Below are 25,015 nucleotides of genomic sequence, written 5' to 3' on the forward strand. Positions count from 1 at the left end.
GTAATTACCAGCTGATGACTTGGGGGACGCTGACGTGTTTGAGGCCCTCGAGACCGAACTCGAGGCCGAAGCCGGACTTCTTCACCCCGCCGAAGGGCACTCGGGGGTCGACGGCACCGTGTTTGTTGATCCACGTGGTGCCTGCCTCGAGTCGGGCAGCGACGCTCCGGCAGGCGTCGAGATCGGTGCCCCACACCGAGGATCCGAGACCGACTTCGAGCTCGTTGGCCCATTCGACGGCCTGGTCGAGGTCGGTGTACTTGATGATCGGCAGCACCGGCCCGAACTGCTCCTCGGCCACCAGCGGGTTGTCGTTGTCGATGTCGGCGACAAGGGTCGTCGGGTAGAAGTAGCCGGGCTGTTCGGCGACGGGGTCGCCGCCCATCAGCACGCGCGCTCCCCCGTCCTTGGCCGCGTCGACGAGACGAGCGACGATGTCGTACTGCTGCCTGTTCTGCAGCGGGCCGAGCACATTCCCCTCCTCCAGGCCCACGCCCATCGGGGACTGTCCAGCCACCTCGACGAGGGCCTGGCAGACCTGGTCGTAGAGCGATTCGGGGACGTAGAGGCGCTTCATCGCCGCACATGTCTGCCCGGTGTTGATGAATGCTCCCCAGAACAGGTCCCCGGCGATCTGGGCCGGATCGGCGTCGTCGAGGACGATGCCTGCATCGTTGCCGCCGAGTTCGAGGGTGATGCGGGCGAGGTTGTCCGCGGCGGCGCGCATGATCGCCTGCCCGGTCTTCGTCGACCCGGTGAACATGATCTTGTCGACATCGGCATGGCCGGTCAGAGCGGCACCGACCGCCCCGTCGCCGGGCACGACGGCAAGAACATCGGCCGGCAGCACCTGGTTGATCACGGCGACGAGCGCCTGCACGGACAAGGGCGTGTACTCCGAGGGTTTGAGGACGACCGTGTTGCCCATCTTCAGCGAGGGGGCGAACTGCCAGACGGAGATCATCATCGGCCAGTTCCAAGGTCCGACCGCGCCGACGACGCCGACCGGCCGGTAGTGGAGTTCGGCATGGGTCTCCCCGTCCTCGACGAGGACTTCGGGTTCGAGTTCGAAGGCGGCGTTCGCGCGCAGCCAGGCCGCGCACGCGCCGACCTCGAAGCGGGCGTTGGGACCGTTCAGGGGTTTGCCCTGCTCGCGGGAGAGCAGCTCGGCCAGCGCCTCGGCGGAGGCTTCGATCGCGTCGGCGGCCTGGTTGAGGAGGTCGCTGCGCTCCTGCGAACTGCGCTCGGCCCAGGCGGGTTGGGCCTTGCGTGCGGCAGCGACAGCGGCATCGACGTCGGCGGGGGTGCCCTCGGCAGTGCGGCCGACGACCTCGCCGGTGGCGGGGTCAAGGATCTCGCGGCCTGCTGGGTTCTCGATCGCGGCCAGGATGGCTGCGGTGGTGCTGAGGTCGGTGACGGCTGTCTCGGTGGTCATGATGCTCCTTGTGTCGATGACTGTGCAGCTATTGATGGGCAGGTCGGTTGGTGGTCGAGGTCGTGGTTCGGTCTCTCATCCCAGGCTTCCACCGGAACCGATTCCTGCATAGAGGTCCGGCGAGGACGAGCGGAGGACGATGGCCCAGATGGTGCCGATGAGTCCGGGGACGAGGACGATGGCCGGCAGCAGCCAGGACAGGACCGTGGTGCCCTCTGTGCCGATGAGGACGTTGAAGTTGATGACGATGGCGACGAAGAGGCTGAGGAGCCCGATCGCCGAGAGGCCGGGAGCGAATGCTCGGGTCCACGGCGAGTACTCCCCCGCCTTCGTGCGCAGGAAGCCGACGACGGCGAGCGCGGTCAGCGCCATGAGCAGCACGAGGCCGAAGGCGCCCATGTTCGTCAGCCACGTGAAGAGCGTGACGACGGGGAACAGCGGGTCATCGCTGCCGGAGCCGACCACGGCGAAGACGAGGATGATCACGAGCGCGAGACCCGACTGGGTGAGCGAACCGGCCACCGGGGCACCGCTGCGACGCGAAGTCCTGGCGAGGCCGGACGGAAGGACCCGATCGCGGCCGAGGGCGAAGACGTAGCGGGCGACGATGTTGTGGAAGGCGACGAGCGCGGCCAGCAGCGAGGTGAGGAAGAGCAGGTTGCCGAGGTCGACGAACCACACCGGAGCATGCTCGCCGAGGAAGACGAACATGAGGTCGGGGCCGAACTGCTGCGACCGGCCGATGACCTTCGAGGCCCCCTCTCCGACGACCATCGCCCAGGCGGAGAACGCGTAGAACACCGCGATGATGCACACGGCGATGACGGTGGCACGTCCTGCGGTGCGTCTGGGGTCTTTGACCTCCTCGTTGTAGATGGCTCCGGACTCGAAGCCCATGAAGGCCGCGATCGAGAACGCCAGGGCCGCACCGACCCCGGGAGCGAAGAGCTGGTCGAGCGCGAAGCCGTCGGTGGTGATGCCTTCGGGGCTGTGGGCGAGTCCGATGATGTCGAAGACGATGACGACGAGGAACTCCGCACCGACGATGATGCCGAGCACCTTCGCGGAGAAGTCGACGCGCAGCACCCCCATGATGCCGACGATGACCCAGCCGATGAGGGCGCAGACCCACCAAGACCAAGAGAGGCCGAAGAGGGTGTCGAGGAAGGAGGAGAAGACGAAGCCGAACATTCCGGCGATGCCGATCTGCATGGCGTTGTAGGCCACCAGCGCGGTCATCGCCGCACCCATCCCGACGGGTTTGCCCAGTCCTTTGGAGATATAGGCGAAGAACGCGCCGGCATTGTGGACGTGGCGACTCATCGCCGCATAGCCGATGGCGAAGAGGATGAGGATGATCCCGAGGACGACGAATGACAGCGGAATCCCGATCAATCCGGTGACGGCGAAGTTGCTGGGCACTCCGCCGGCGACGACGGTCAACGGCGCCGAGGCGGCGATGATCATGAAGACGAGCGCGGGGATTCCGATGCGGCGGGCATCGAGTGAGGCCGTGGCCGCGGGTGCGTGCCGGGCGTCCGTGGAGGCCCGATCGGCGGCGTTGCCGATCGGGGAACCCAGGCCGCCTTCGGCCGGGTCCGAGCTGAGAGTGCTCATGTGATCCACCTAACAGTCGTAAGTGATTACTGCCAGTGTGGCCGCTGCCTGTCCGCTGCGTCTTGGCTTTGCAGGCAGAGTTCTTGACGATTCGCGCATTCGCGGCCGGCCGCCCCGGCTCGACCCAGCCGAACCGGTTTCGTCAGTCGGCCAGGGCGCTGCGGCGATATGCTGCGGGCGGCTGGCCGACCGCGCTGCGGAACAGGCGGGAGAAGTGTGCGGGGTCGCTCAGTCCCCATCGGGCACCGATGGCAGCCACCGGCGTCTGACGCAGTCCGGGGTCAGCGAGGTCGAGTCGGCACTTCTCGATGCGGCGGCGCCGGATCTCCCCGGCCACGGTCTCCCCGCTGCCTTCGAAGATCTGGTGCAGGGTGCGCACCGAGATGAAATGGGCGGCCGCGATGGTCGACGGCGTGAGCTGCGGATCGGAGAGGTGAGTGTCGATGAAATCGGTGACCTCGGCCCACAGTTGCTGCCGCTCGTCGACCTCGTTGCCTGCGGCCGAGAGCTCGTCGGTCATCACCGTGGTGAGCAGATCGACGACATTGCCGGCCAGCCGCACTCCGGTCGCCCGACTGAGTGTCGGCAGCATGGCTCCGGCCTGGGAGATGACCTGGGCGACGACCGTGCCGAGCTGATGGTCGGCTCCGATCGGGGTGGCGGTGAGCTGGCCGACGGTTCCGGCGGGCAGGTTGACCCGCGACTGCGGGAACATCATGACGTAGGACGAGAAGTCCGACTCGAAGCTGAGCGTATAGGGACGGGACGTGTCGTAGATCGCTAGCGATCCGGGTGCCAGGGTCATCTCGCGTCCGTCCTGGATGAGCAGGCCGTGCCCGTCGAGCTGCAGCGAGACCTTGAAGTAGTTCGTCCCGACCGTGCAGCAGTGCGCCTCTGACCCCGACCGGGCGATCAGGTCGGGGGTGCGCAGGACGGCGTGGGGGTTGGCGTTGATCTGCGACATCACCACGGAGTCGTAGTCGCGAGCGCTGATGCGACCCTGGAATCCGCCTCGGCGCTGGGGTTCGGTATCGAGCGGGACGAACGAGTCCGAGACCAGGCTCTGCCAGCCGTCGAAGTCGTTCGCGGTGTCTTCAAGCAACATCGTCGTCCTTAGATTGCTCGGCCCCGACCGCTTCGTCGAAGGCCCGTTGTCCGGTCACTCTATCCCCAACCGTCGCGCCAGTCACGACCCTGAGACCAATTACCGACCATTTGGTCACCGCCCTTCGGCAAGGCTCCCGCCGCTCGCCCCACTCCGGCCCCGCCTCATCAGCTCCGCCGGTCCAGTCGGGCGATGACGTAGTCGAGCTGGGCCCGGAAGCCGTCGAAGTCGAATCCGCGCCCGCCGATGATGGCGGTGGTCTGTGCCCCGAGGAGATAGGTCAGGAGCACCTCGGTCTCGGATTCGATGGCGGCCTCGGCACGCAGCCGACCATCGGCATCGGCCTCGCCGAGCCAGGACACGATCCACGCTCGCCAGAGCTCCATGGTCTCAGCGGTCGCGCGCGTATGCTCGGGATTCTGGGCCACCTCGGCGAGATAGGACAAGACGACGCGGGCCTCATCGTGCAGTTCCGGCGTCACCGGGAGCACCTCATGCGCGAACGCCCGCAGAGCATCGAGCCCGCGCAGACCCGCCGTCGAGGTCGCCACCCGGGCGTTCGTGGCCTCGAAGACGTACAGGTAGGTGGCCGCGAGGAGATCGGCCTTCGACCCGAAATACGTTGTGACGACCCCGTTGGCGAAGCCGGCCTCGGTCGCGATATCGCGCATCGTCGCTCCGCCGAGCCCCTGCCTCACGATCAGGCGCAGCGTCGCCTGCACGAGGTCCCGGCGACGCTGGTCATGGTCGACGATCTTGGGCATGGTTCCTCCAGCGGCAATGATCGGGTCTTGACTTTATTTCCTACGAATGTAGATTTTAGCGTGACTCAGCCCACAGGCCCAGATTGCAAAGGTGCACAATGTCCTGCCATTCCTCCGCCGCCATCGCCGAGGCGACCACAGCCACCCCCTTCACTCTGCCGACCGAGACCGAGATCGCAGGCGTCACTTCGGTGCTGCGCTCGGCCGGACATTTTCCGGAGACCGCGCGCATGGCCTACGTCGGCCTGCTCGATCCCGTGCGCGGCACGGATCGGACCACCGCCGAGGTGGACCGCCGTTTCCGTGCCTTCGTCCTCGACAAGACCGCCGCCACCGCCCGTGACATCATCGTCTCAGCCACCCGCGAGACCGTCGACACGGTGACCGAGTTGGACTCGACCGAGATGGGCGAGTTCCCCGTCATGGAGGAGGAGTTCGAGGTCGTCGAGGAGGTCCTCGCCTCCGATCCGACGTGGCTGGCCAGCCTGGAGAAGCGCGGACTGCCCGTCGACGAGGTCCGGGTCGCTCCGCTGTCAGCCGGGGTCTTCGAGTACCCGGAGGAGTCGGGTCGGCGGATTCTGCGTGGGCTCGCCTTCCACCAGCAGCACGAGACCGACTCGGCGTGGGCGCACCCGATCGACGGCCTCGTCGCCTATGTCGACGTCACGAACAAGACCGTCGACCAGATCCTCGACCTCGAGAACGTCCCGGTGCCCGCCGAACACGGCAACTACACGGATCCCGAGCTCACCGGACCTGTGCGCACTACGCAGAAGCCGATCTCGATCACGCAGCCGGAGGGCCCGAGCTTCACCGTCACCGAGGGCAACCACATCGAATGGGAGAAGTGGTCCTTCGATGTCGGCTTCGACATGCGCGAAGGACTCGTCCTGCACAACATCGCCTTCGACGACGGAGACCGGCGCCGCACGATCCTCGACCGGGCCGCCATCGCCGAGATGGTCGTTCCCTACGGCGACCCCTCGCCCGTGCGGTCGTGGCAGAACTACTTCGACACCGGGGAATATCTCGTCGGGCAGTGGGCGAACTCGCTCGAGCTCGGGTGTGACTGCCTCGGCGATATCACCTATCTGTCACCGTGGGTGGTCAACAACCTCGGCGAACCGCGGCAGATCAAGAACGGAATCTGCATGCACGAGGAGGACGCCTCGATCCTGGCCAAACATTCGGACCTGTGGTCAGGGGTCGCCTACACCCGCCGCAACCGCCGCTTCGTCGTCTCGTTCTTCACCACGGTCGGCAACTACGACTACGGCTTCTACTGGTACCTCTACCTCGACGGCACGATCGAGTTCGAGGCCAAGGCCACCGGTGTCGTCTTCACCTCGGCGCTGCCGAACGGGTCGACGGACTTCGCCTCCGAGATCGCACCCGGCCTCGGTGCCCCGTTCCACCAGCATCTCTTCGGCGCTCGCCTCGACTTCGCCCTCGACGGAGGCAAGTGCCGGGTCGAAGAGGAGGACGTGGTTCGTCTCCCGGTCTCGGAAGACAATCCGCGCGGCAACGCCTTCAGCCGATCCCGGACGGTCCTGGGCACAGAGCAGGCCGCACAGCGGGACGCGGACCAGTCGAAGGCCCGGACCTGGGTGGTGACGAACCCGGAGTCGAACAACCGCCTCGGCGAACCGGTCGGCTACAAACTGCACCCGACGGGCCTGCCCACCCTGCTCGCGGCCGAGGATTCGTCGATCCATCGCCGCGCCACGTTCGCCTCGAAGTCGCTGTGGGTGACGCAGTATCACGAGGAGGAACGCTATCCGACCGGGGATTTCCCGAATCAGCACCCCGGACATGCGGGGCTGCCGACGTGGACGGCTGCCGACCGCAACGTCGACGGTGAGGACATCGTTCTCTGGCACAGCTTCGGCCTCACGCACTTCCCGCGGGTCGAGGACTGGCCGATCATGCCCGTCGACACCGTCGGCTTCAAGCTGCGTCCCGAAGGCTTCTTCGACCGCTCCCCCGCCCTCGACGTCCCGGCCCCGGAATCCGGCAGCCACTGCTGCGACTCCTGACCTCCCCTAATTGCTACCCGACGGGGGCCCAGCAACCTGGCGCCAGGTTGCTGGGCCCCCGTCGGGTAGTCCGGAGAGCTCGGGCGGAACGGAATTGACGATGCGCGCACAACCGTCGGTGGCGGCTTGCCGAAACGTGCACACCTCGACCGCAGACATTCCTAAACGGTGACAGACGTCACTAGCCTGTGGCCATGACAACCGAGCATGCAGCAGGCGCCAAGGCCTCGAACACCGCAGCCCATCCGGACACCTTCCCCACCGAGTTCCCGAATGAGCGATTCGACTATGTCGTCGTCGGGGCGGGATCGGCCGGGTGCGTGCTCACCCGCCGCCTCCTCGACGCCGGCAAGACGGTCTGCCTCGTCGAGGCCGGTGGTGACGAGACGAACCCGAACATCGACCACCTCAACAACCTCGGCCTCATCTGGCACTCTGCCCAGGACTGGGACTACTACACGATCCCGCAGCCAGGTGCTCTCGGGCGCAAGATCCACCTGCCTCGCGGCAAAGTCCTGGGCGGATCGAACGCCCTCAATGCCGTCATCTGGGTCCGCGGTGATGCTTGGGACTACGATCAGTGGGTCGCATCCGGCTGCCCGGGCTGGTCCTGGGACGACGTCTGGCCGGTGTTCCAGGCGATCGAGAACTATGACGGCGAGGTCACCGAGACCCGCGGCACCGGTGGACCGATGGATGTGCGCGTCGACTACGAACGCAACCCGCTGCAGGAGGACATGCTCACCGCGGCCGAGCAGACCGGCGTGCCCTACAACGAGGACTACAACTCCGGCAGCGTCGAAGGGGTCGGAAAGATCCAGCTCAACGTCCGCGACGGCAAACGGCTGAACACATGGCGGGCCTACCTCAAGTCCCGCCTCGGCGACGGGAATCTCACGATTCTGACCGCTACCCACGCCCGTAGGCTCCTCACCGAGGGAACGACGGTCACCGGGCTCGAAGTCGACTTCCGGGGACGGGTCGGCACTCTGTCCGCGGACGAGGTCATCCTCTCCGCCGGTGCTCTGGCCTCCCCTGAACTGCTCCTGCGCTCGGGTATCGGTCCCGCCTCAGAGCTGGCCGAAGTCGGCATCGGCTCGGTGCTCGATCTGCCGGGAGTCGGCAAGAACCTCCAGGATCACTGGCTCTCTCCGGTCATCTTCTCGATCGGCGATCGGGAGGCTCCGATGGGCGAGGTGGCACCGGCGGAGGTTCACTTCTTTGCGAAGTCCCGGCCTGAGCTGCCGGTTCCCGACACTCAGCCCTTGTTCTTCTCCGTGCCGATGTACGCCCAGGATTCCGCCCCTGCCGCACAGACCGGACCGGGTCCCGGCGGAGCCTTCACTCTGCAGGGCGGCCTGGTTCGCCCCGAGAGTCGAGGCGAGGTGCGGCTGAGCGGTCCGAACCCGCAGGATCCGCTCATCGTCGATCCGCAGGTGCTCTCCGAGCAGGCTGATGTCGACGCGCTCGTGTGGTCGGTGCGACAGTGCCGTGAGATCGGTCGGGCCGAAGCACTGTCGCCGTGGCAGCCCATGGAAATTCATCCCGGCCCCGAGGTGGCCGACGAGGATCTCGAGGACTATGTCCGCGGGTCTGTCGTCACCTACCACCACCAGGCCGGGACCTGCCGGATGGGCACCGACGCCGAGGCGGTCGTCGACCCGAGCACGTTCGAGGTCCGGGGACTGAGAGGGCTGCGTCTGGCCGATGCGTCGATCATGCCGCTCGTGCCGACAGGGAACACCAACGCACCGACGATCATGATCGCCGAACGCGCGGCCGCCGCTCTCGTCGGTTCTCCCGCCGACGGCATCACCGCCCCCGCCACCTACTGATTCCACTAATTGCTACCCGACGGCGGCCCAGCAACTTCGCGCGAGGTTGCTGGGCCGCCGTCGAGTAGCACGGGGCTGGTATCTTCTACTTCGTCGGCCGACCTGCAGACGAGAGGGACTGGGAGTGCACAAGGCAAGCGAGGCGACCGTTCCCGCTCAGGAGCTGCTGGTCACCATCGGGGCCGGGCTGCTCGCCGGCGGGATCTCCACGGTCGATGTCGAAGACGCCCTGACCGGTCTGGCGCCCGCCGTCGGTCTGAAGTCCATCAACGTCGCCGCCCTGCCCAAGGGCCTGTTCCTCACCCTCGGCCCCGGCAGTCCCACCCGATTCGAACGGATCGGTCCTGACCTGCGGTTCGATCAGACCGCGAAGCTGCTCGACATCGTCGACGCCCTTCGATCCCGCCGACTCGGCATCGAGGCAGCACGCCGGAAGATCGAAGCCGAAGTCATTGCCAGTCCCCCGCGCTGGCCTGGATGGCTGACCTACCTCGGTGCGGTGCCCATCGGCGTGGGACTGTGCCTGCTGCTCGAACCCGGACTCATCAATCTCGCATTCGCCGCCTTCGGCTCCCTCATCGTCGCCGGCGTCCTGGCGCTCAACGCCAAGCATCCCAGCCTCGGTGCGCTGTTGCCGGTGGCCTCGGCGTTCATCGTCGGGGTCCTCATGCTCGCCGGCTACCGGCTCGACTGGCTCGAGAGTCCGCTGCGCACGATCGTCGCGACCCTCGCCCTCCTGCTGCCCGGCAGCGCCGTAGTCACCGGGCTCACGGAGATCTCCGCCGGCGCTCTGTCCGCCGGCAGCTCCCGGCTCGTCTCCTCCACAGTGCAGCTGGCGATGTTCATCGCCGGAGTCGCCGGTGCCGCCGTGGTCACCGGTACCGGCGCCGAGGCGCTGGCGAACTCCCAGCTGACCGATTCCACCTGGTGGCTCTCGGCCCTCGGAGTCGCCTCCGCGACTCTGGGTCTCATCCTCTACCTCCACACCCCGCTCGAACACACGGTCCCGATCGTCCTCGCCATCGCCGCCGCAGCCCTGGCCCAACTGGGAATCGGCGCTCAGTTCGGTGCCGCCATCGGCGGTCTCGCCGGCGCCCTGACCGCCTCGCTGGTGGCCGTCGTGCTCTCGCGTCTGCCGAAAGGGCCAATCTGGCGGATCAGCTTCGTGCCCGCATTCCTCGTCGTCGCGCCCGGCTCTTTCGGGCTCCTCAACGCCTCACAGATCGAATTCGGCGACGGGTCCGGAGTCGCCGGCAGTCTGCTTGCGGCAGGGGCGACGTTCTTCACGATCGCCATCGGCACCGTCATCGGCTCCGCCCTCGCCCATGCCGCCGAGCCCAAGGACGAAATCGTCGCCTGACGTCAGGCCCTCCCGAGCAAAGGCCCTCCCAGAACTACCCGGCGGCGGCCGAGCAACCTCGCGCGAGGTTGCTGGGCCAGGTTGCTCGGCCGCCGCCGGGTAGTTCTGGGAGGGAGAGTCAGGAGGGGTCTTCCTGCGCGAACGGCGCGGAGGCCGCGTCGAGACGTTCGACCTCGTCGGCGCTGAGTTCGAGCCCGGGCGCGGCCATGAGCGATTCGAGCTGCTCAGGTGTGCGGGCCGAGACGATCGGCGCCGTCACTCCCTTGGCCAGCAGCCAGGCCAGTGCGACCGTCGCCGGAGCCACGTCATGCGAGTTCGCGATCGCCACGAGGTCGTCGACGGCTCGTAGCCCCTCGGCGTTGAAATACCCGTTGACCATGGCCCCTCGATCGGCACCCTCGAGGTCGACCTCGGTGCGGTATTTGCCGGTGAGGAAGCCCGCGGCGAGGCTGAAGTAGGAGAACACCGCAAGGTTCCGTCGCTCGGCCACCGGGCGCAGGTCAGTCTCGAACTCCCGCCGGTAGACGAGGCTGTACTGCGGCTGGATGGCCACAGGTTTGACCAGGCCTTCGTCCTCGCATGCGGCGAACCAGGCGGCCAGCCGCGCGGCGGAGTAGTTCGACACTCCGATGTGCGTGGCCTTGCCGGAACGCACGATCTCATCGAAGACGCGGGCCACCTCGGCGATGGGGGTCACCTCATCATCACGGTGGGCATAGTAGAGGTCGACGTGAGCGGTCTGCAGACGCTCCAGGGAGGCGTCGATGGCGGTGCGGATGTAATCGGGGTTCTGCGTCTTGTGGTCAGGATGGTCACCGACCTTGGTGGCGATGACGACGTCATCGCGGTTGCCGCGGTCGGCCAGCCAGGTGCCGATGATGGTCTCGGATTCGCGACCGGTGTTTCCGGGCACCCACGCGGGGTAGGACTCGGCGGTGTCGAGGAAATTGCCGCCCGCGGCGACGAAAGCGTCGAGGACCGCATGCGACTGGGCCTCATCGGCCGTCCAGCCGAAGGTGTTCGTGCCGAGGTTGATCGGGAAGATCGACAGCTCAGTGCCGGGGAACTGCTTCCGTGACGTCAAATTCTCCTCCTTCAGTAGGGTGCTCGGCCATATGTGGGCCGCACTCCCGCACAACGGAATTGCGTCGGGGACTATTCCGCCGAGGCGACTCGCCCTTCCTTCCGCCCCGCGCGGGAGGTCATGAAAGCCGCCGTTTCGTACCCGACGCGGGCGTCCTCCCGCACCTGCTCCACCTGGTCGGGGACCATGGCGGCGAATGCGCGGTCCTTGAACCGCTGCGGCAACAGGCTCACCCACCGGGTTGCCGATCCGATGAAACCGGGAACGGTGATCTCGAACCGGAGCCGCGCCACGGCGTCGACGACGGTGGCCGCGACATCGTCGGGGCGCAGCAGTCGGACCGACCCTGTGCCGGTGCCCGCTGCGAGGACGGTGTCGACGACGGCGGGCATGATGACGCTCGTGTCCACTCCCTTCCCGCGCAGCTCCGCACGCACCGCGCGGAAGTACCCGAGCACCCCGGCCTTGGTCGCAGCGTACGTCGCCTCCCCCGGGACGGGCAGGATCGATGCCGCCGAGGCGACCGCGATGAGGTGCCCGCGCCCGGCCCCGCGCATGGCAGGCGCTGCGGCCTTGACGCCGTTGATGACACCGAGGAGGTTGACCTCGAGCTGGGCCCGGGCCGCAGAATCCGGCTCCTCCTCGAAGGATCCGACCCACATGATGCCGGCGTTGTTGATGAGCACATCGACGGGACCGAGTTCGCTGCGGACGGCACCGAGGAAGTCGTCGAAGGAGTCCCTGTCGGCGACGTCGAGGGAGTAGGCGCGCACGCCCAACTCCGCGGCGGTCTCCTGCGCCGCTTCGAGGTCACGATCGCCGATGGCCACTCGAGCCCCGGCAGTTGTGAGGCGCTCGGCGATCGCACGCCCGATCCCGCGGGCCCCTCCGGTGATGGCGATGACCTTGCCTGTGACTGCTCTCGATCTGCTCATGCGGCCACCGCACCCTTCGTCATCTCCCGTTCGATCTCCCACAGGTAGTGGTCGAAGTCGACCTCCATCGTGTGCCGCGGCGAATCGTAGAACTGCTTCTTGTTCCGGTCGTCATCGCGGGCCAGCTGCCTGACCATGTCCCGGCGGCTCGGCAGCTCGCAGGCGCCGGTGAGGATCTTCGCCGCCAGCTTCGACTGGACCTCGGACAGCGGCATGACCGCCCCCACCGGTTGGAGCAGTCCGATGAAGAACAGGCCCGGCCGATCCGGATGGACCATCCGCTTCCACAGGGGCAGGTCGTTGTTCTCGACGTCGACGACGTCGGCGGACAGGAACGGGAACGACACCCGGTATCCGGTGGCCCAGACGATGAGGTCGGCCGGCGCCGAGGTCCCATCGGTGAAGACGACCCGATCCCGCTCGAGACGCTCGATCCCGGGGCGCGCCGTCACGGCCTTCGCCTTGAGCCGGTCCCGAATGGCGTCCGATTGCACGGGGTGCGATTGGCCCGGCGCGTGCGGGGGCACCGGCAGTCCGTACTTCTTCAGTCCTCCTGAGGCCAGTGCGCCGAGGCGCAGCCTCAGCGAGGTCATCCACCACGGAGCCCATCCGGGCATGACGACCTGATCTGTCGCCATGCCCATGATCGTCTTCTTCATCACCCATTGGCCGCGTCTGATCGAGAGGTTGACGCTGCGGGCCCGATGCGAACCTTCGACGGCGATGTCCATGGCCGAGTTGCCGGCACCAACGACGACCACATCGCGTCCCTCGAGCTGATCACCGCTGCGATAGTCGTGGGCGTGGATCTGTTCGCCGTCGAAGTCCCCCGGGTATTCGGGGTCGGGCCACCGAGCGTCCCAGTGGTGTCCGTTGGCGACCATCACGGCGTCGTAGTGCCGAGTCTCGGAACCGGATGCGGACGTGATGTCGACGTCCCAACCGCCACGGCCGCCTCGGCGAACATCGGTGACCTCGGTGTCGAAGGTGATCGTGTGGCCGAATCCGAAGTGGTCGACGTAGTCGCGGAAGTAGTCGTAGACCTGATCATGGCGGGCGTAGTGCGGGTAGTGCTCGGGCATGGGGAAGTCCGAGAAGGCCATGCGCGGGCACGAAGTGTTGATCTGCAGGGTCTCATAGCACGCGCTTGTGCCGTTTGGGTTGTCGAAGAGCCACGTGCCCCCGATTTCGCTGCCCTTCTCGAAGCAGTCGAACGGGATGGCCGAGGTGTAGAGGGTCTTCGCGGCGGCGATCCCCGAGGATCCCGCCCCGATGATGCACACACGAGGCAGCGTGTCGTCCGGCGGGATGGGCGCGGTCACCTTCGGGGCTCGATGTCTCTGCCTGACGCTGTAAGGCATGTCACAATACTGCCATTGAAAATCAGAATTTTCACTACACTGGAGGAATGAATGTGCAAGCCTCCGAGAACTTCCCCGGCACCTCCTCGGCGGGCATGTGGCGCGGAACCTCACGGACCGACCGCGACGGGGCACGTCGTGAGCGCCTCCTCGAAGCTGCGCTCGAGCTGTACGGAACGCTCGGATTTCGGGCGACCTCCATCCAGGCGCTGTGCCACGAATCCGGTGTGTCGAGCAGGTCCTTCTATGAGCTCTTCCCCGCTCGGAGGGCGGGGCCGACCGCGGAGGACGGGACAGCACAGGAGTCGTTATCGGCCCAGGAGTCGCTGCTCGAACAGCTCTACATCGTCCTCAATGCGGAGATCGGCGAGGCCATGGCCACGCTGAGGATTCCGGCCGCGGCGAGCCTGCGCGACGCGACCGTCCACGTCGTGTCCGCTGCACTCATGCCGATGCTGCGCGATGAGCGCAAGGCCCGCGTGCTCGAGGTCGAGGCCGTCGGCGTCAACGAGTCGCTCGAAGCCCGGCGAAGGGAGACGATGCGCATGCTCGCCGCGGCCGTCGATTCTGCGTTCGTGCGGCTGCAGTCCGCCTACGACCTGCCCGACCTCGGTTTCTCGCCGGAGGCGGACGGCGGCGATCTCACCAGCCTCATCGTCGTCGGCGGAATCACCGAAGCCCTGGTCCAGCGCGTGCATACCCCCGTGCCGGAGCGTATGTCGACCACGGCCTTCCTCACTCACATCGCCGAGGTGGCCATGCGCGCCTATGGGGTGGTCCCCGACCGCGGTTCGTGACACGATGGCCCTGTGATCGGCCACCTGTTCGGGTGTCGATGAGGAGAGACAATGGCTGTTTCGCAATCGCGATCAAGACGGGTCACGGGGGCCGCTGTGCTGTCCATCGTCTTGGCGCAGTGGTTCGGGACCTCGCTGTGGTTCAGCCCCAGCGGCGCCGTCGAAGGGCTCTCGGCCTGGCTCGGGGCGACACCCGGGCAGTTCGGATGGCTCATCGCCGCCACCCAGATCGGCTTCATCTGCGGAACGCTGCTGAGCGCGGCGACCGGGATCGCGGACCGTTTTCCGCCAGAGCGGATCTTCATCGTCTCGAGCCTCATCGGTGCCGGACTGAACTTCGTCTGGACCCTCGGCCCTTCGGAGCTCGCGCTCGTGTGGATCTCTCGCTTCTTCGTCGGCGTCAGCCTTGCGGGGATCTATCCGATGGGCATGAAGATGATCGTCAAACGGGCCCAGGCGAAGTCCGGGCAGGCCCTGGCCTGGCTCGTCGCGATGCTGACCCTGGGCACCGCGATGCCCCAACTGCTGTCGGCGGTCGGGGCCTCCCTGCCCTGGCAGTCGATCATGTGGGGCTCGTCCGCCCTGGCCGTGCTCGGGTCCGTGCTCATCGCCATGATCTCCGGCCGAGGGGCGCCTCGCCGAAGCCGTGGAGTGATGCGGGCGAGCGCTGCGTCCACGGCGACGACGAGTCCGAGGGGAGATGGTGAACCGGCGCTGCGCAGACTGTTCCGGGACCGGATGTTCCGAGCTGCCGTCTTCGGGTACGCGGGCCACATGTGGGAGCTCTACGCCTTCTGGGCCGTGGTTCCCACACTCGTCATCGCTGTTGTGGGAGAGAGGAGCGGCTCCACCGGCCTGGCGACGACGAGCTTCCTCGTCATCGCCGCCGGGGTGGCCGGATGTGTGCTCGGCGGAGTCATCGCTCGCCGGGCCGGTGGTGCCGCCGTCGCCGCAGCGGCGCTCGCGGGCTCTGGGCTGATGTGCCTGATCTATCCGCTGCTGCCCGACGTGGGGCCGATCCTCGTCGCAGCCTTGGCGCTCTGGGGCTTCCTCGTCATCGCCGACTCCCCTCAGTTCTCGGACCTGGCCGCCCGTTATGCTCCCGCAGAGCTGACGGGAACGGGGCTGACGGTGATGAACTCCCTCGGCTTCGCCGTCAGCGTCATCAGCATCGTCGTCCTCCAGAGCCTCATCGTGAGTTTCGGAGCCGTCGCCGTGTGGCTGCTCCTGCCCGGCCCTGTGCTCGGTCTGCTGGCGATGCGCCCGCTCGTGCTCGGGCCGAGGTCGCCGCAGCCTCGTCCAGGCGAACGGATTCGTCGGCGGTGAGAGCGAGCTCCGGGACGGCCGGCAGAGTACCGCCGCGACGGCCTCCCTCGAGGTCGCTTTCGGTGCGGTACCGGCCGAGCAGCGAATCTGTCGAGGACACGGACTGCTTGAGCGGACTACTTGAGGAGTCGGTCCATCCTGCGGTCGCTGAGCTTCTTGCCTCCGGTCTGACAGCCGGGGCAGTACTGCAGTGACTTATCGGCGAAGGAGACCTCCGCGATGGTCGCCCCGCACACCGGGCACGTCTTCCCGGTGCGGCCGTGGACCCGCAGTCGGCGCTTCTTCGCCGCCTTGATCTTCCCCGGCGGCAGCTCGATCAACGCGTCCCGGGCCCGACCGAGTACCTCACGCACCGTCTCGAGCAGTGCCGGTGCGTCGACGCCCGAGGCCGGGGCGAATGGGGAGAGCCTGGCCGTATGGAGGATCTCGTCCGAGTAGGCGTTGCCGATGCCGGCGATGAGTTCCTGATCCTCCAGGACGGTCTTGATCCGAGAGTTCGAACCGGCCAGGGCCGAGGCGAACTGGTCTGCCTCGATGGACAGGGCGTCGGGCCCAGCCCTGTCGATGGCGGGTACCTCGGAGCGGTCGGACACGAGCGAGACCGCGGCGTTCTTCTTCGTTCCCGCTTCACTCAGATCGAAGCCGGCCCCGGACGCCAGATGGATGCGCAGGCCGAGCGGTCCCTTGCCCATCTTCACCGGGCCGGTGGGCACAGCCTCGTGCCAGACCAGCCAGCCGGCACGGGCGAAACGACAGACCAGTTCGAGGCCGTCGAACTCGACGATGAGGACCTTGCCGACCCGGGAGACCCCGGTGATCTCGAGTCCGCGGATCGCATCCAGCGGCGGATCGGCGGTCTTGAGGATGCTCAGCTCCCCGATGTCGGTGCGGGTGACGAAGTCGCCGACCACCTTCGCGCGCAGGAAGCTCACCAGTGCGTCGACCTCGGGCAATTCCGGCATGGTCCCAGTATGCGCCCTGGTCGGGGCGGAAGCCACTGCCCTTGTGAGTCCTGTGCGCGAGGGCTAACGTGGACAGATCACGCATGGGCGTGCCGCGCCATGTGTTTCGACCACTGCTGAAGGAGGTTGACGATGGCAGAGAATGTCGCTCAGAAGCTCATCAACTCACATCTGGAATCCGGGGAGCTCGCCCCCGGCAACGAACTCGGGATCCGGATCGACCAGACACTCACACAGGATGCGACGGGCACCCTGGTCATGCTCGAACTCGAGGCGCTCGGCCTCGACCGGATCCGCACGGACCTGTCGGTGCAGTACGTCGATCACAACCTGCTGCAGACCGATGAGAAGAACCCGGAGGACCATGAGTTCCTCCGCTCGGCGGCCCAACGGTTCGGACTGTGGTTCTCACCCGCAGGCAACGGCGTCTCCCACCCGGTCCACCAGTCGCGGTTCGGCAAACCGGGCGCAACCCTCATCGGTTCGGACTCCCACACCTGTGCCGCCGGGGCACTGGGGATGCTCGCCATCGGCGTCGGCGGTCTCGAGATCGCCATGGCCATGGCCGGTGAGTCCCTCTACATCAGCGCCCCGCAGATCATGGGGGTCGAACTCACCGGCACACTGCCGGACTGGGTCTCCGCCAAGGACGTCATCCTCGAGATGCTGCGCCGCCATGGGGTCAAGGGCGGCGTCGGCAAGATCATCGAGTACCACGGGGACGGGCTGAGGAACCTCACGGCCATGGACCGTCACGTGATCGCGAACATGGGTGCCGAACTCGGTGCCACCGCCACTGTCTTCCCCGCCGACGATGCCGTCCGCGCCTACCTCGAAGCCGTTGACCGCGGTGAGGACTTCACGCGCCTCGAGGCGGACGAGGGTGCCGAATACGATCTCACCGACAGCATCGACCTCTCGCAGCTCGAACCGCTCATCGCCGCGCCCTCGTCACCGGGCAATGTCACTCCGGTGCGCGAGGTCGCCGGTGACGACGTCTTCCAGGTCGTCGTCGGCTCCTCGGCGAACCCGGGGCTGCGGGATTTCGCGGTCGTCGCCGAGACGCTGGCCGATAGGCAGATCCATCGGCAGGTCTCCCTCGACATCAACCCCACCTCCCGCGAGGTCTTGGCCGACCTGATCTCCGGAGGATGGCTGACCTCGCTGGTGGGATCCGGAGCACGGATCCACCAATCCGGCTGCATGGGCTGCATCGGCATGGGCCAGGCACCGGCAGTCGGGCGCAACAGTCTGCGCACCATGCCGCGGAACTTCCCCGGACGCTCCGGCACCGACGAGGACTCCGTGTGGCTGTGTTCGCCGGAGACTGCGGCCGCCGCCGCGCTGACCGGGAAGATCACCGATCCTCGCGACCTCGACATGGACTATCCCGAGGTGCGGCTGCCGGAGAAGTTCTCCGCGAACCCGAAGATGCTCGTCCCGCCGCTCGAACTCGAAAAGGCGCGGGAGGTCGAGCTCGTCAAGGGTTCGAACATCTCGACTCTGCCCGACTTCGAGCCCCTGCCCGACGACATCGATCTGGAGATCCTGCTCAAGGTCGGCGACAACGTCTCCACGGATGAGATCATGCCCGCCGGCTCCCGAGTCCTGCCCTACCGATCGAACATTCCGAAGATCGCCGAGTTCGTCTACATCCAGGTCGACGACACCTACGCCACCCGGGCCGCCGAGCACGATGGCGGTCATGCGATCGTCGGCGGTGAGAACTACGGGCAGGGATCCTCGCGTGAGCACGCGGTCATCGCTCCTCGGTATCTCGGACTGCGGGTGGTCGTGGCGAAGTCGCTGGCACGCATCCACTGGCAGAACCTCGCGAATTTCGGCGTCCTTGCCCTCGAGTTCACGAACGAGGCCGACTACGAGGCAATGTCCCAGGGTGATGTGCTTGAGTTCCGGGGCCTGCGTGATGAGCTCGCTCAGGGAGATTCGATCACCGCCGAGGCGGCCGGGCGGAAGTTCGAATTCCGCCATGGCCTTTCGCCTCGTCAGGTCGAGATGGTCCTCGCCGGCGGCCGCATCGCCCAGCGCGCCCAACAGAACTGACCTCAATTACTACCTGACGGCGGCCCAGCAACCTCGCGCGAGGTTGCTGGGCCGCCGTCAGGTAGTTCGGGGAGGGAGGGCACGAAAACGGCGGCCCGGATACCGAACAAGGTATCCGGGCCGCCGTCTCGTTTCGAGCGCCCGAGGCGCCCGTGGGCGCCTACGAAGCCGACCGCTGGATCAGTTTCGAACGCTCAGGGCGCCTGGACTTCCCCAGCGGGTGGCTTCAGCCCTTGACCTTGGCCTCGATGGCCGCGCCGACCTCGGCGTCGATGTTCTTCCAGTACTGGATCGCGTTGGACAGCACCGGCTCCTCGACCCCGTCGGAGAGGCCGCCGGCGACGGTCTCGATGAGACCCTGGCGCTCCTCCTCGGAGTAGACCTCGCGAACCAGGGTGTGTGCCTGGCCGAAGTCGTCGTCCTCGGCGTGCAGGCTGTAGGCGCTGCGGACGAGCTCGCCGTCGGACTCCCAGCTGTTGTCGATCGTGCCCTGGGTGTCCTGGTAGGAACGTCCGTACGAGTTCGGGGCGTAGACCGGTGCATTACCCGAATGGTGGTACTGCATCTGGCCTTCCTTGTCGTACGAGTTCGTCTTCGTCACCGAGGCGTTGACCGGCAGCTGGTTGAAGTTCGTGCCGATCCGGTTGCGCTGGGCATCCGGGTAGGAGAACACGCGGCCCAGCAGCATCTTGTCCGGAGAGATCCCGGTGCCCGGCACGGTGTTCGAGGGGCTGAAGGCAGCCTGCTCGATCTGTGCGAAGTGGTTCGACGGGTTCTCGTTGAGCGTGAACTTGCCGACCTTGATGAGCGGGTAGTCCTTCTTCGACCAGGTCTTCGTCAGATCGAAGGGATTGAACCGGTAGGTCTTCGCCTCTTCGTAGGGCATGATCTGGACGTAGAAGGTCCAGGACGGGTAGTCGCCGCGCTCGATGGCGTCGAAGAGATCGCGGCGGTGGATGTCCGCATCCTCGCCGGCGAGCTTGCCCGCCTCCTCGTTCGACATGTTCTCGACACCCTGATCGGTGTGGAAGTGATACTGGACCCAGAACTTCTCGCCCTCGGCATTGATCCACATGTAGGTGTGCGAGGAGTAGCCGTTCATGTTCCGCCAGGTCTTGGGCAGACCGCGCGGTCCCATGAGGTAGGAGACCTGGTGGGCGGATTCGGGCGAGAGAGACCAGAAGTCCCACTGCATGTTGTTGCTGCGCAGACCCGAATCGGGGGTGCGCTTCTGCGAGTGGATGAAGTCGGGGAACTTCATCGGATCGCGGACGAAGAAGACGGGGGTGTTGTTGCCCACCATGTCGAAGTTGCCCTCTTCGGTGTAGAACTTCAGCGCGAATCCGCGCACGTCGCGCCAGGAATCGGGCGAACCGAGTTCACCGGCGACGGTGGAGAAGCGGGCGAGCATCGGGGTCTTCTTGCCCGGCTGCAGGAAGTCGGCCTTCGTGTAGGCGGAGACGTCCTCGGTGACTTCGAGTTCGCCGAAGGCACCCGATCCCTTGGCGTGGGGGCTGCGCTCGGGCACACGCTCACGATCGAACCGGGCCAGCTTCTCGACCAGGGCCACATCGTGGAGCATGAGCGGACCATCGGCCCCCACGCTCAGCGAGTGGGCGTCGGATTCCCTGGGCGCACCGGACTCGGTCGTCGAGGGCTTGGTGCTGTCATGTCCGGGGTATTCATGATCTGTATGTTGCGTCATCACATCTCCTTCAACCGTTTGATTTCAGGTGACCTCGCGCATTCCTCCGCCGTTGCCCGACGGAGAGACGTGTCTCCCACCAGATCTGTGGATCGGAGGGTGCACGCGCCTCACCTGATCTCGATTTCCCGACGTCGGCAAAACTCTGTCGGAGTCAGTTTCAACCTAGCGAGGTTCTCTGTTGAGCACAACCAAGGGCGGCCTGTCTTCATTCCCGTAAGCGGTGTAGATCTCCTCACCCCTGCGCTGAGGCGGCCGATCCACCGCCGGAGCCGCCGGCTGACCCGCCGGTTCCCGAGCCCGAGGATCCGCCGCTGTCCGCGGAGGATCCGCTGCCGCCGGTGCCCGGTGAACCGTCCGTTCCGCCGCTGGTGTCACCTGCGCTCCCGGTGCTTCCCGCACTGTCCGAGGCTGTCGTGCCGCTGCTTGTATCGGTGCCGTCGGCGGTCGTCGAGCCGGTATCGGTTCCGGTGTCCGTCGTGGTGTCCGCTCCTTGGTCGGTCTGGCCGGATTCCGTGCCCTGCGAGCCGGTCTCTCCCGCCGAGGTGGACTGTCCGGTCTGACCGTCCGCTCCGCTGTCGGGTGAGCTCTGCTGCCCATCCGCCCCCGACCCGGAGCCGCTGCTCGACCCCTCGCCGGAGGATCCGGAGTCTGAGGTTCCGGTGTTCGTCTCCTCACCCGTTGTCGACTGTCCCGACACCGATCGTGAGATCTGCGAGGTGCCGGGCGAGATATCGGCGTCGGTGAAGTTCTCGGCCACGACGACAGCGCCGAGTCCGATGCCGAAGGCGGCGACGCCGATCGTCACCGGGTAGAGGACCCGTTTGCGGCGCAGCTTCTGCCACCAGGTGCGCGGTTGCGCGTCAGTTCCCGATCCGGATTGCTCAGCGTGTTCACCGGGTTCGTCCTCCTTCGCCGAGGCAGCCGTCAAGTGCGCGTAGTCACCGGTGGGTTCCGGCGGTGCGAAGGCCGAATCCTCGGCGAGCGAAGGGTCGACGGCGGCGGGTTTCACAGCATCCGGGCCCTTCGCGATCTTCGCCTTCACAGCCGGGGCCAGCTTGGATCCGACTTTCTGGATCTTCTCCCTGCCTTTGTCGAGGCTGCGCCCGTACAGGGTGACGGCCAGCGCGGTGACGACGCTGGCGACGCCGGCTCCGACGACGGTTCCCGCGACTCCCAGCTGGCCCCCGATGACCGAGGAGGTCGCTGCCGCACCGGCGCCGGCGATGAGCTGGGTGGCGGAGATGCGTCCCTCGGATGGTTTCTCGTTCTTGGGTGCGTCCTTCGCCTCAGGATCAGAGGCCGGTTCGATCGTGGCCCCTGTCGGAGTGTCGATGGGCATGGTCGAGTCATCGCGGCGGATCGGATTCGGTGGAATCACCGGGGTCGTCACATGCTCGGTCGGGGTCGGTGCGGCTCCAGGCCGAGCGGCCGCGATCTCCTCGGTGATGAGCGGCAGGGTCTGCGAGTGCCGAGGTGTGTGAGTCGACTCCGCTTCGTCTGCGTACTGATTGTCCGACTGGTCCGGTTCGCCGGTATTCGATGCCACTGATCCTCCCAGAACACGTGCTTCGAACCAGTATCCGGCCTCAGTGTTCGGGCATGCTGAAACGCGGTCGCCCAGCCTGAGAGATCGCTGACCCAACGAGTCGCGCTTGCACGCTCTGACGTGGAACGATGCAGAACCGTGTGACCTGCGGGACACCCGACTCTCACCATTTTTCCAGCCGTGGTCGCCGTGGGCGCTCAGTGCAGGATGACCAAGCCGAGGTGGTCGTGAGGAAGCTCGGAAGCGCTGAGTTCGAACAGCTGGAAGCGCGGGGCGTGCGGGGCCGCGTCCAGGGTGAGCACGAAGCAGGGCTGCCCTGCGAGACGCGGCGGGCTCGGCTGTCGGGGACCGATCATCGACAGCCGTCCACGGGAGTCCGCGTCGGGCTCGGGACCGCGAGCATCCTCGACGACCATGAGGTTGACGGCGAAGCACGGTTCGGCCACGTCGGTGAGCACGACAGCCTGCTCGCCGTGGAAGCGCATCGGGCAGCGTTCGGGCACCCGGCGGGCGGTCCCGTCGACGGTGAGGACCGCCTCGGAGGTGGGCAGCAAGGTGCGGTCCATCCTCGGCAGTGCGGAGAACGGACCGGGACGTTCGAGGCGGGCGATGCTCAGTCTCCAGGGTCTCAGATGCGGGGTGAGCGCCTCGGAATCGGTGATCGATACGAGTTCGGTCGTCTCTCCCGCGCCGTTGGCCCATGGCACAGGGGCCCGGTCGTCGAAGCTCGTGAGCACGCGCATGGGTCCCACTCTAGACCGAGCAGCCCGCTCCCTGACCCACACGTGCAGGATCCACAGGAGCCGGGCCCACTCGCACAGGTGCGGATCCCCGCACGGAGGATACGGAGGATCTTGCCAAACGTCGGGAGAGGACTAGCCTTGAGGGGTGCAGTGCGTCGGCTCGCCTCGGCGCAGGGCATGGACAGCACTCATATCGATGAGGGGCACGCGTCGATGAGGGGCAGGCGGAATCGTTTCCGGGTGCTTTTCGTTCGTCTCGCCAGCACGCCGAACACACGTGCCCGCAGGCCTCTCACCGTCGATCGGAGGGAGGGGCATGTTCGGACCGGACAATGTCCGCAGACGGTGGCGGCCGGAAGAGATCACCGTGACCAAGCCCGATGTCACGAAGCGGGCGATCGGCGCCGCCGCCATCGGCAATATCACCGAGTGGTACGACTTCGGAGTCTACGGCTACCTGGCGGTCGTCATCGAAGGAATCTTCCTGCCGAAGGATTCTGGCCCCATCGGACACGTGATTGTCGCCGGGCTCTTCGCCGTCGCCTTCCTCGTCAGACCTCTCGGCGGGCTCTTCTTCGGTCCGCTGGCCGACAGGATCGGCCGCAACAAGGTGCTCGCGATGACGATGATCCTCATGGCCGCCGGCACCTTCCTCATCGGGGTCATCCCCGACTATGCGACCGTGGGTCTGTGGGCGCCGTTCCTGCTGCTGGCGTGCCGACTGCTCCAGGGCTTCTCCACCGGCGGCGAGTACAGCAATGCGATGACCTTCATCGCCGAATACGCACCGGATCGGCGGCGCGGGTTCCTCGGCAGCCTGCTCGAGGTCGGCACCTTCACCGGATATGTCCTCGGGGCCTTGTTCGCGACGATCGTCCAGACCGTCTCGACTCCCGAATTCCTCGAGTCGTGGGGCTGGCGGATCCCCTTCTTCATCGCCCTTCCTCTCGGCTTCATCGGCGTCTACCTCCGGACGAGACTCGCGGACACCCCGGCCTACAAGGAGATGGAGCGGCTCTCCGAACAGGAGGAGCAGAAGAACCACGTCAAGGGAGAGTTCAAGGAGATCTTCAAGCTGTGGCCGAATCTGCTGGCCTGCTGCGGTCTCGTGTTGGCCTGGAACGTCACGAACTACATGCTCACGTCGTTCATCCCGCTCTATTTCCCGATGGTTGAGGACATCCAAGGCAGCGGCGGCGTCTCCGAGCTGACCTCGCAGATCCTGCAGATCATCGTCATGGCCTGCTGCCTGGCCGTCATTCCGGTCATCGGCAAGGTCTCGGACAGGGTCGGTCGCAAGGCCGTCGTGCGATCCGGCGCCATCTCACTCATCGTCCTGTCGTTCCCGTCTCTCTGGCTCGTCCGCGGGCACAGCGACATCGTCGTCTTCCTCGGCCTGCTCATCATGGGACTCAGTCTCATCTGCTTCAGTGCGACGATGCCCTCGACCCTGCCGTCGCTGTTCCCGACGATGGTGCGCGCCGGAGCCCTGGCGATCGCGTTCAATCTTTCGATCTCGCTGTTCGGCGGCACGACCTCGGTGGTGATGACCTCACTCATCAACGCAACCGGATTCCTCATGTGGCCGGCGGTCTACCTCATGGCGGCCGGCGTCATCGGACTCGTCGCCATCCACTTCGTGCCGGAGAGCAACCGCCGCCCGCTGTGGGGATCGACCCCGTCTGCGGCGTCACGGGAGGAGGCGGAGGATCTCGCCGAGGAGCTCAGCAGCAGAGCCGGACCCACCTGAGGCACGAATTCTGCTTCAGGCGCCGGTGGGCTCCTCGGGTGTCAGGACCTGCACAGGCAGAACGGGTGACCGGCCGGGTCGAGGAAGACGCGGAACGTCTCGCCCGGCTGCTCGGGGGCTTTGCCCGCACCGATCTCAAGCACGGACTTCTCCGCGACATCGAGGTCGTCGACGATGACATCGAGGTGCATCTGCTGGGGGTGAGCCTGCCCGGGCCAGCTGGGCGCGTGATAGTCCTCGACCTGCTGGATGCAGATCGGCGGCCAGGAATCGGAGGTGACTGCCGCCCAGGTGCCGTCCTCGTCGACCGCGACCGTCCAGTCGAGAAGCTTTCCGTAGAACTCCGCGAGCTCGGCGGCGTCGGGAGCATCGAGCACGACAACGGGCTGCTTTGCTATAGCCATGCCCCGAGTCTACGCCGCGGCACGGACATGTCGAGGGCCCCGGCGGCGGCGGGCCCGAGCAGTGGACGATCTGCTCGAGAGGCAACGGCAATCGCGCCAGGGACCCTGTTCGCGAAACGATGACGTGGCGTAGGATTGTTGAGCAGATCCGCCGGGCGAGCGATCGCGCCGGCACCCCAAGCG

General features: G+C 66.6%; 19 protein-coding genes. 7 read left to right on the forward strand and 12 right to left on the reverse strand.

Features of this window, described 5'->3' with window-relative positions; genetic code table 11:
* Window positions 1–4 precede the first annotated feature (4 nt).
* The 4 genes from GUY37_RS15085 to GUY37_RS15100 all read right to left on the reverse strand — a co-directional run bounded on the left by GUY37_RS15085 (window position 5) and on the right by GUY37_RS15100 (window position 4,921).
* Window positions 5–1,435 carry an aldehyde dehydrogenase family protein gene (locus GUY37_RS15085; protein WP_166827215.1) on the reverse strand — a complete coding sequence of 477 codons (1,431 nt, stop codon included), beginning with the start codon at window positions 1,433–1,435 and terminating at the stop codon, window positions 5–7.
* A gap of 75 nt (window positions 1,436–1,510) precedes the next feature.
* On the reverse strand, window positions 1,511–2,902 hold the full coding sequence (locus GUY37_RS15090) for an APC family permease (protein ID WP_228278485.1): 1,392 nt from the start codon (window positions 2,900–2,902) through the stop codon (window positions 1,511–1,513).
* A 292-nt stretch (window positions 2,903–3,194) separates the two neighbouring features.
* Window positions 3,195–4,157 carry an AraC-like ligand-binding domain-containing protein gene (locus GUY37_RS15095; protein ID WP_166827220.1) on the reverse strand — a complete coding sequence of 321 codons (963 nt, stop codon included), beginning with the start codon at window positions 4,155–4,157 and terminating at the stop codon, window positions 3,195–3,197.
* Window positions 4,158–4,324: 167 nt separating this feature from the next.
* Entirely contained in the window at window positions 4,325–4,921 is a 597-nt protein-coding gene (locus GUY37_RS15100) for a TetR/AcrR family transcriptional regulator (RefSeq protein ID WP_166827223.1), read from the reverse strand.
* A 98-nt stretch (window positions 4,922–5,019) separates the two neighbouring features.
* On the opposite strand from GUY37_RS15100, the gene GUY37_RS15105 reads away from it, so the two are divergent.
* The 3 genes from GUY37_RS15105 to GUY37_RS15115 all read left to right on the forward strand — a co-directional run bounded on the left by GUY37_RS15105 (window position 5,020) and on the right by GUY37_RS15115 (window position 10,152).
* Window positions 5,020–6,957 carry a primary-amine oxidase gene (locus GUY37_RS15105; protein WP_166827225.1) on the forward strand — a complete coding sequence of 646 codons (1,938 nt, stop codon included), beginning with the start codon at window positions 5,020–5,022 and terminating at the stop codon, window positions 6,955–6,957.
* Between the two features lie 194 nt (window positions 6,958–7,151).
* Window positions 7,152–8,792 (forward strand): GMC family oxidoreductase, encoded by a 1,641-nt coding sequence (locus GUY37_RS15110; protein WP_166827227.1) that lies wholly within the window; start codon window positions 7,152–7,154, stop codon window positions 8,790–8,792.
* Between the two features lie 124 nt (window positions 8,793–8,916).
* Window positions 8,917–10,152, forward strand: a complete 1,236-nt coding sequence (locus GUY37_RS15115) for a threonine/serine exporter family protein (RefSeq protein WP_166827230.1) — start codon at window positions 8,917–8,919, stop codon at window positions 10,150–10,152.
* Window positions 10,153–10,270: 118 nt separating this feature from the next.
* Here the strand turns inward: GUY37_RS15115 and GUY37_RS15120 are convergent, their stop codons facing one another.
* From GUY37_RS15120 to GUY37_RS15130, 3 genes are all read right to left on the reverse strand, one after another.
* Complete coding sequence (locus tag GUY37_RS15120; RefSeq protein WP_166827232.1) at window positions 10,271–11,236, reverse strand: aldo/keto reductase; 966 nt, start codon at window positions 11,234–11,236, stop codon at window positions 10,271–10,273.
* A gap of 71 nt (window positions 11,237–11,307) precedes the next feature.
* Entirely contained in the window at window positions 11,308–12,171 is an 864-nt protein-coding gene (locus tag GUY37_RS15125; protein WP_166827235.1) for an SDR family oxidoreductase, read from the reverse strand.
* Window positions 12,168–13,532, reverse strand: coding sequence for a flavin-containing monooxygenase (locus GUY37_RS15130; RefSeq protein WP_166827237.1), 1,365 nt, complete (start codon window positions 13,530–13,532; stop codon window positions 12,168–12,170). Before GUY37_RS15130 ends, GUY37_RS15125 begins: the two co-directional genes overlap by 4 nt.
* A 47-nt stretch (window positions 13,533–13,579) precedes the next feature.
* Here GUY37_RS15130 and GUY37_RS15135 point away from each other — a divergent pair, with 47 nt between their 5' ends.
* Window positions 13,580–14,329 (forward strand): TetR/AcrR family transcriptional regulator, encoded by a 750-nt coding sequence (locus GUY37_RS15135; RefSeq protein ID WP_166827240.1) that lies wholly within the window; start codon window positions 13,580–13,582, stop codon window positions 14,327–14,329.
* Window positions 14,330–14,380: 51 nt separating this feature from the next.
* The gene (locus tag GUY37_RS15140) at window positions 14,381–15,655 is read left to right on the forward strand and encodes an MFS transporter (RefSeq protein WP_166827243.1); all 1,275 of its coding nucleotides are present in this window, start codon (window positions 14,381–14,383) and stop codon (window positions 15,653–15,655) included.
* Window positions 15,656–15,771: 116 nt separating this feature from the next.
* Here the strand turns inward: GUY37_RS15140 and GUY37_RS15145 are convergent, their stop codons facing one another.
* The gene (locus GUY37_RS15145; RefSeq protein WP_166827245.1) at window positions 15,772–16,617 is read right to left on the reverse strand and encodes a DNA-formamidopyrimidine glycosylase family protein; all 846 of its coding nucleotides are present in this window, start codon (window positions 16,615–16,617) and stop codon (window positions 15,772–15,774) included.
* A 132-nt stretch (window positions 16,618–16,749) separates the two neighbouring features.
* On the opposite strand from GUY37_RS15145, the gene GUY37_RS15150 reads away from it, so the two are divergent.
* Window positions 16,750–18,681 (forward strand): aconitate hydratase, encoded by a 1,932-nt coding sequence (locus GUY37_RS15150; RefSeq protein ID WP_166827248.1) that lies wholly within the window; start codon window positions 16,750–16,752, stop codon window positions 18,679–18,681.
* A 226-nt stretch (window positions 18,682–18,907) separates the two neighbouring features.
* Here GUY37_RS15150 and GUY37_RS15155 read toward each other — a convergent pair whose 3' ends face one another.
* The 3 genes from GUY37_RS15155 to GUY37_RS15165 all read right to left on the reverse strand — a co-directional run bounded on the left by GUY37_RS15155 (window position 18,908) and on the right by GUY37_RS15165 (window position 22,678).
* On the reverse strand, window positions 18,908–20,386 hold the full coding sequence (locus GUY37_RS15155) for a catalase (protein WP_152348727.1): 1,479 nt from the start codon (window positions 20,384–20,386) through the stop codon (window positions 18,908–18,910).
* Between the two features lie 235 nt (window positions 20,387–20,621).
* Window positions 20,622–21,935, reverse strand: coding sequence for a hypothetical protein (locus GUY37_RS15160; protein ID WP_166827250.1), 1,314 nt, complete (start codon window positions 21,933–21,935; stop codon window positions 20,622–20,624).
* A gap of 197 nt (window positions 21,936–22,132) precedes the next feature.
* Window positions 22,133–22,678 (reverse strand): HutD family protein, encoded by a 546-nt coding sequence (locus tag GUY37_RS15165; protein WP_166827253.1) that lies wholly within the window; start codon window positions 22,676–22,678, stop codon window positions 22,133–22,135.
* 316 nt (window positions 22,679–22,994) lie between these two features.
* Between GUY37_RS15165 and GUY37_RS15170 the strand changes: the two genes are divergently transcribed.
* Window positions 22,995–24,428 (forward strand): MFS transporter, encoded by a 1,434-nt coding sequence (locus GUY37_RS15170; protein ID WP_166827255.1) that lies wholly within the window; start codon window positions 22,995–22,997, stop codon window positions 24,426–24,428.
* Between the two features lie 41 nt (window positions 24,429–24,469).
* On the opposite strand, the gene GUY37_RS15175 is transcribed toward GUY37_RS15170, so the two are convergent.
* Complete coding sequence (locus GUY37_RS15175; RefSeq protein ID WP_166827258.1) at window positions 24,470–24,832, reverse strand: VOC family protein; 363 nt, start codon at window positions 24,830–24,832, stop codon at window positions 24,470–24,472.
* Window positions 24,833–25,015 lie beyond the last annotated feature (183 nt).

Origin of the sequence: Brevibacterium limosum (genome assembly GCF_011617705.1) — a bacterium.
Classification (GTDB): Bacteria; Actinomycetota; Actinomycetes; order Actinomycetales; family Brevibacteriaceae; genus Brevibacterium; species Brevibacterium limosum.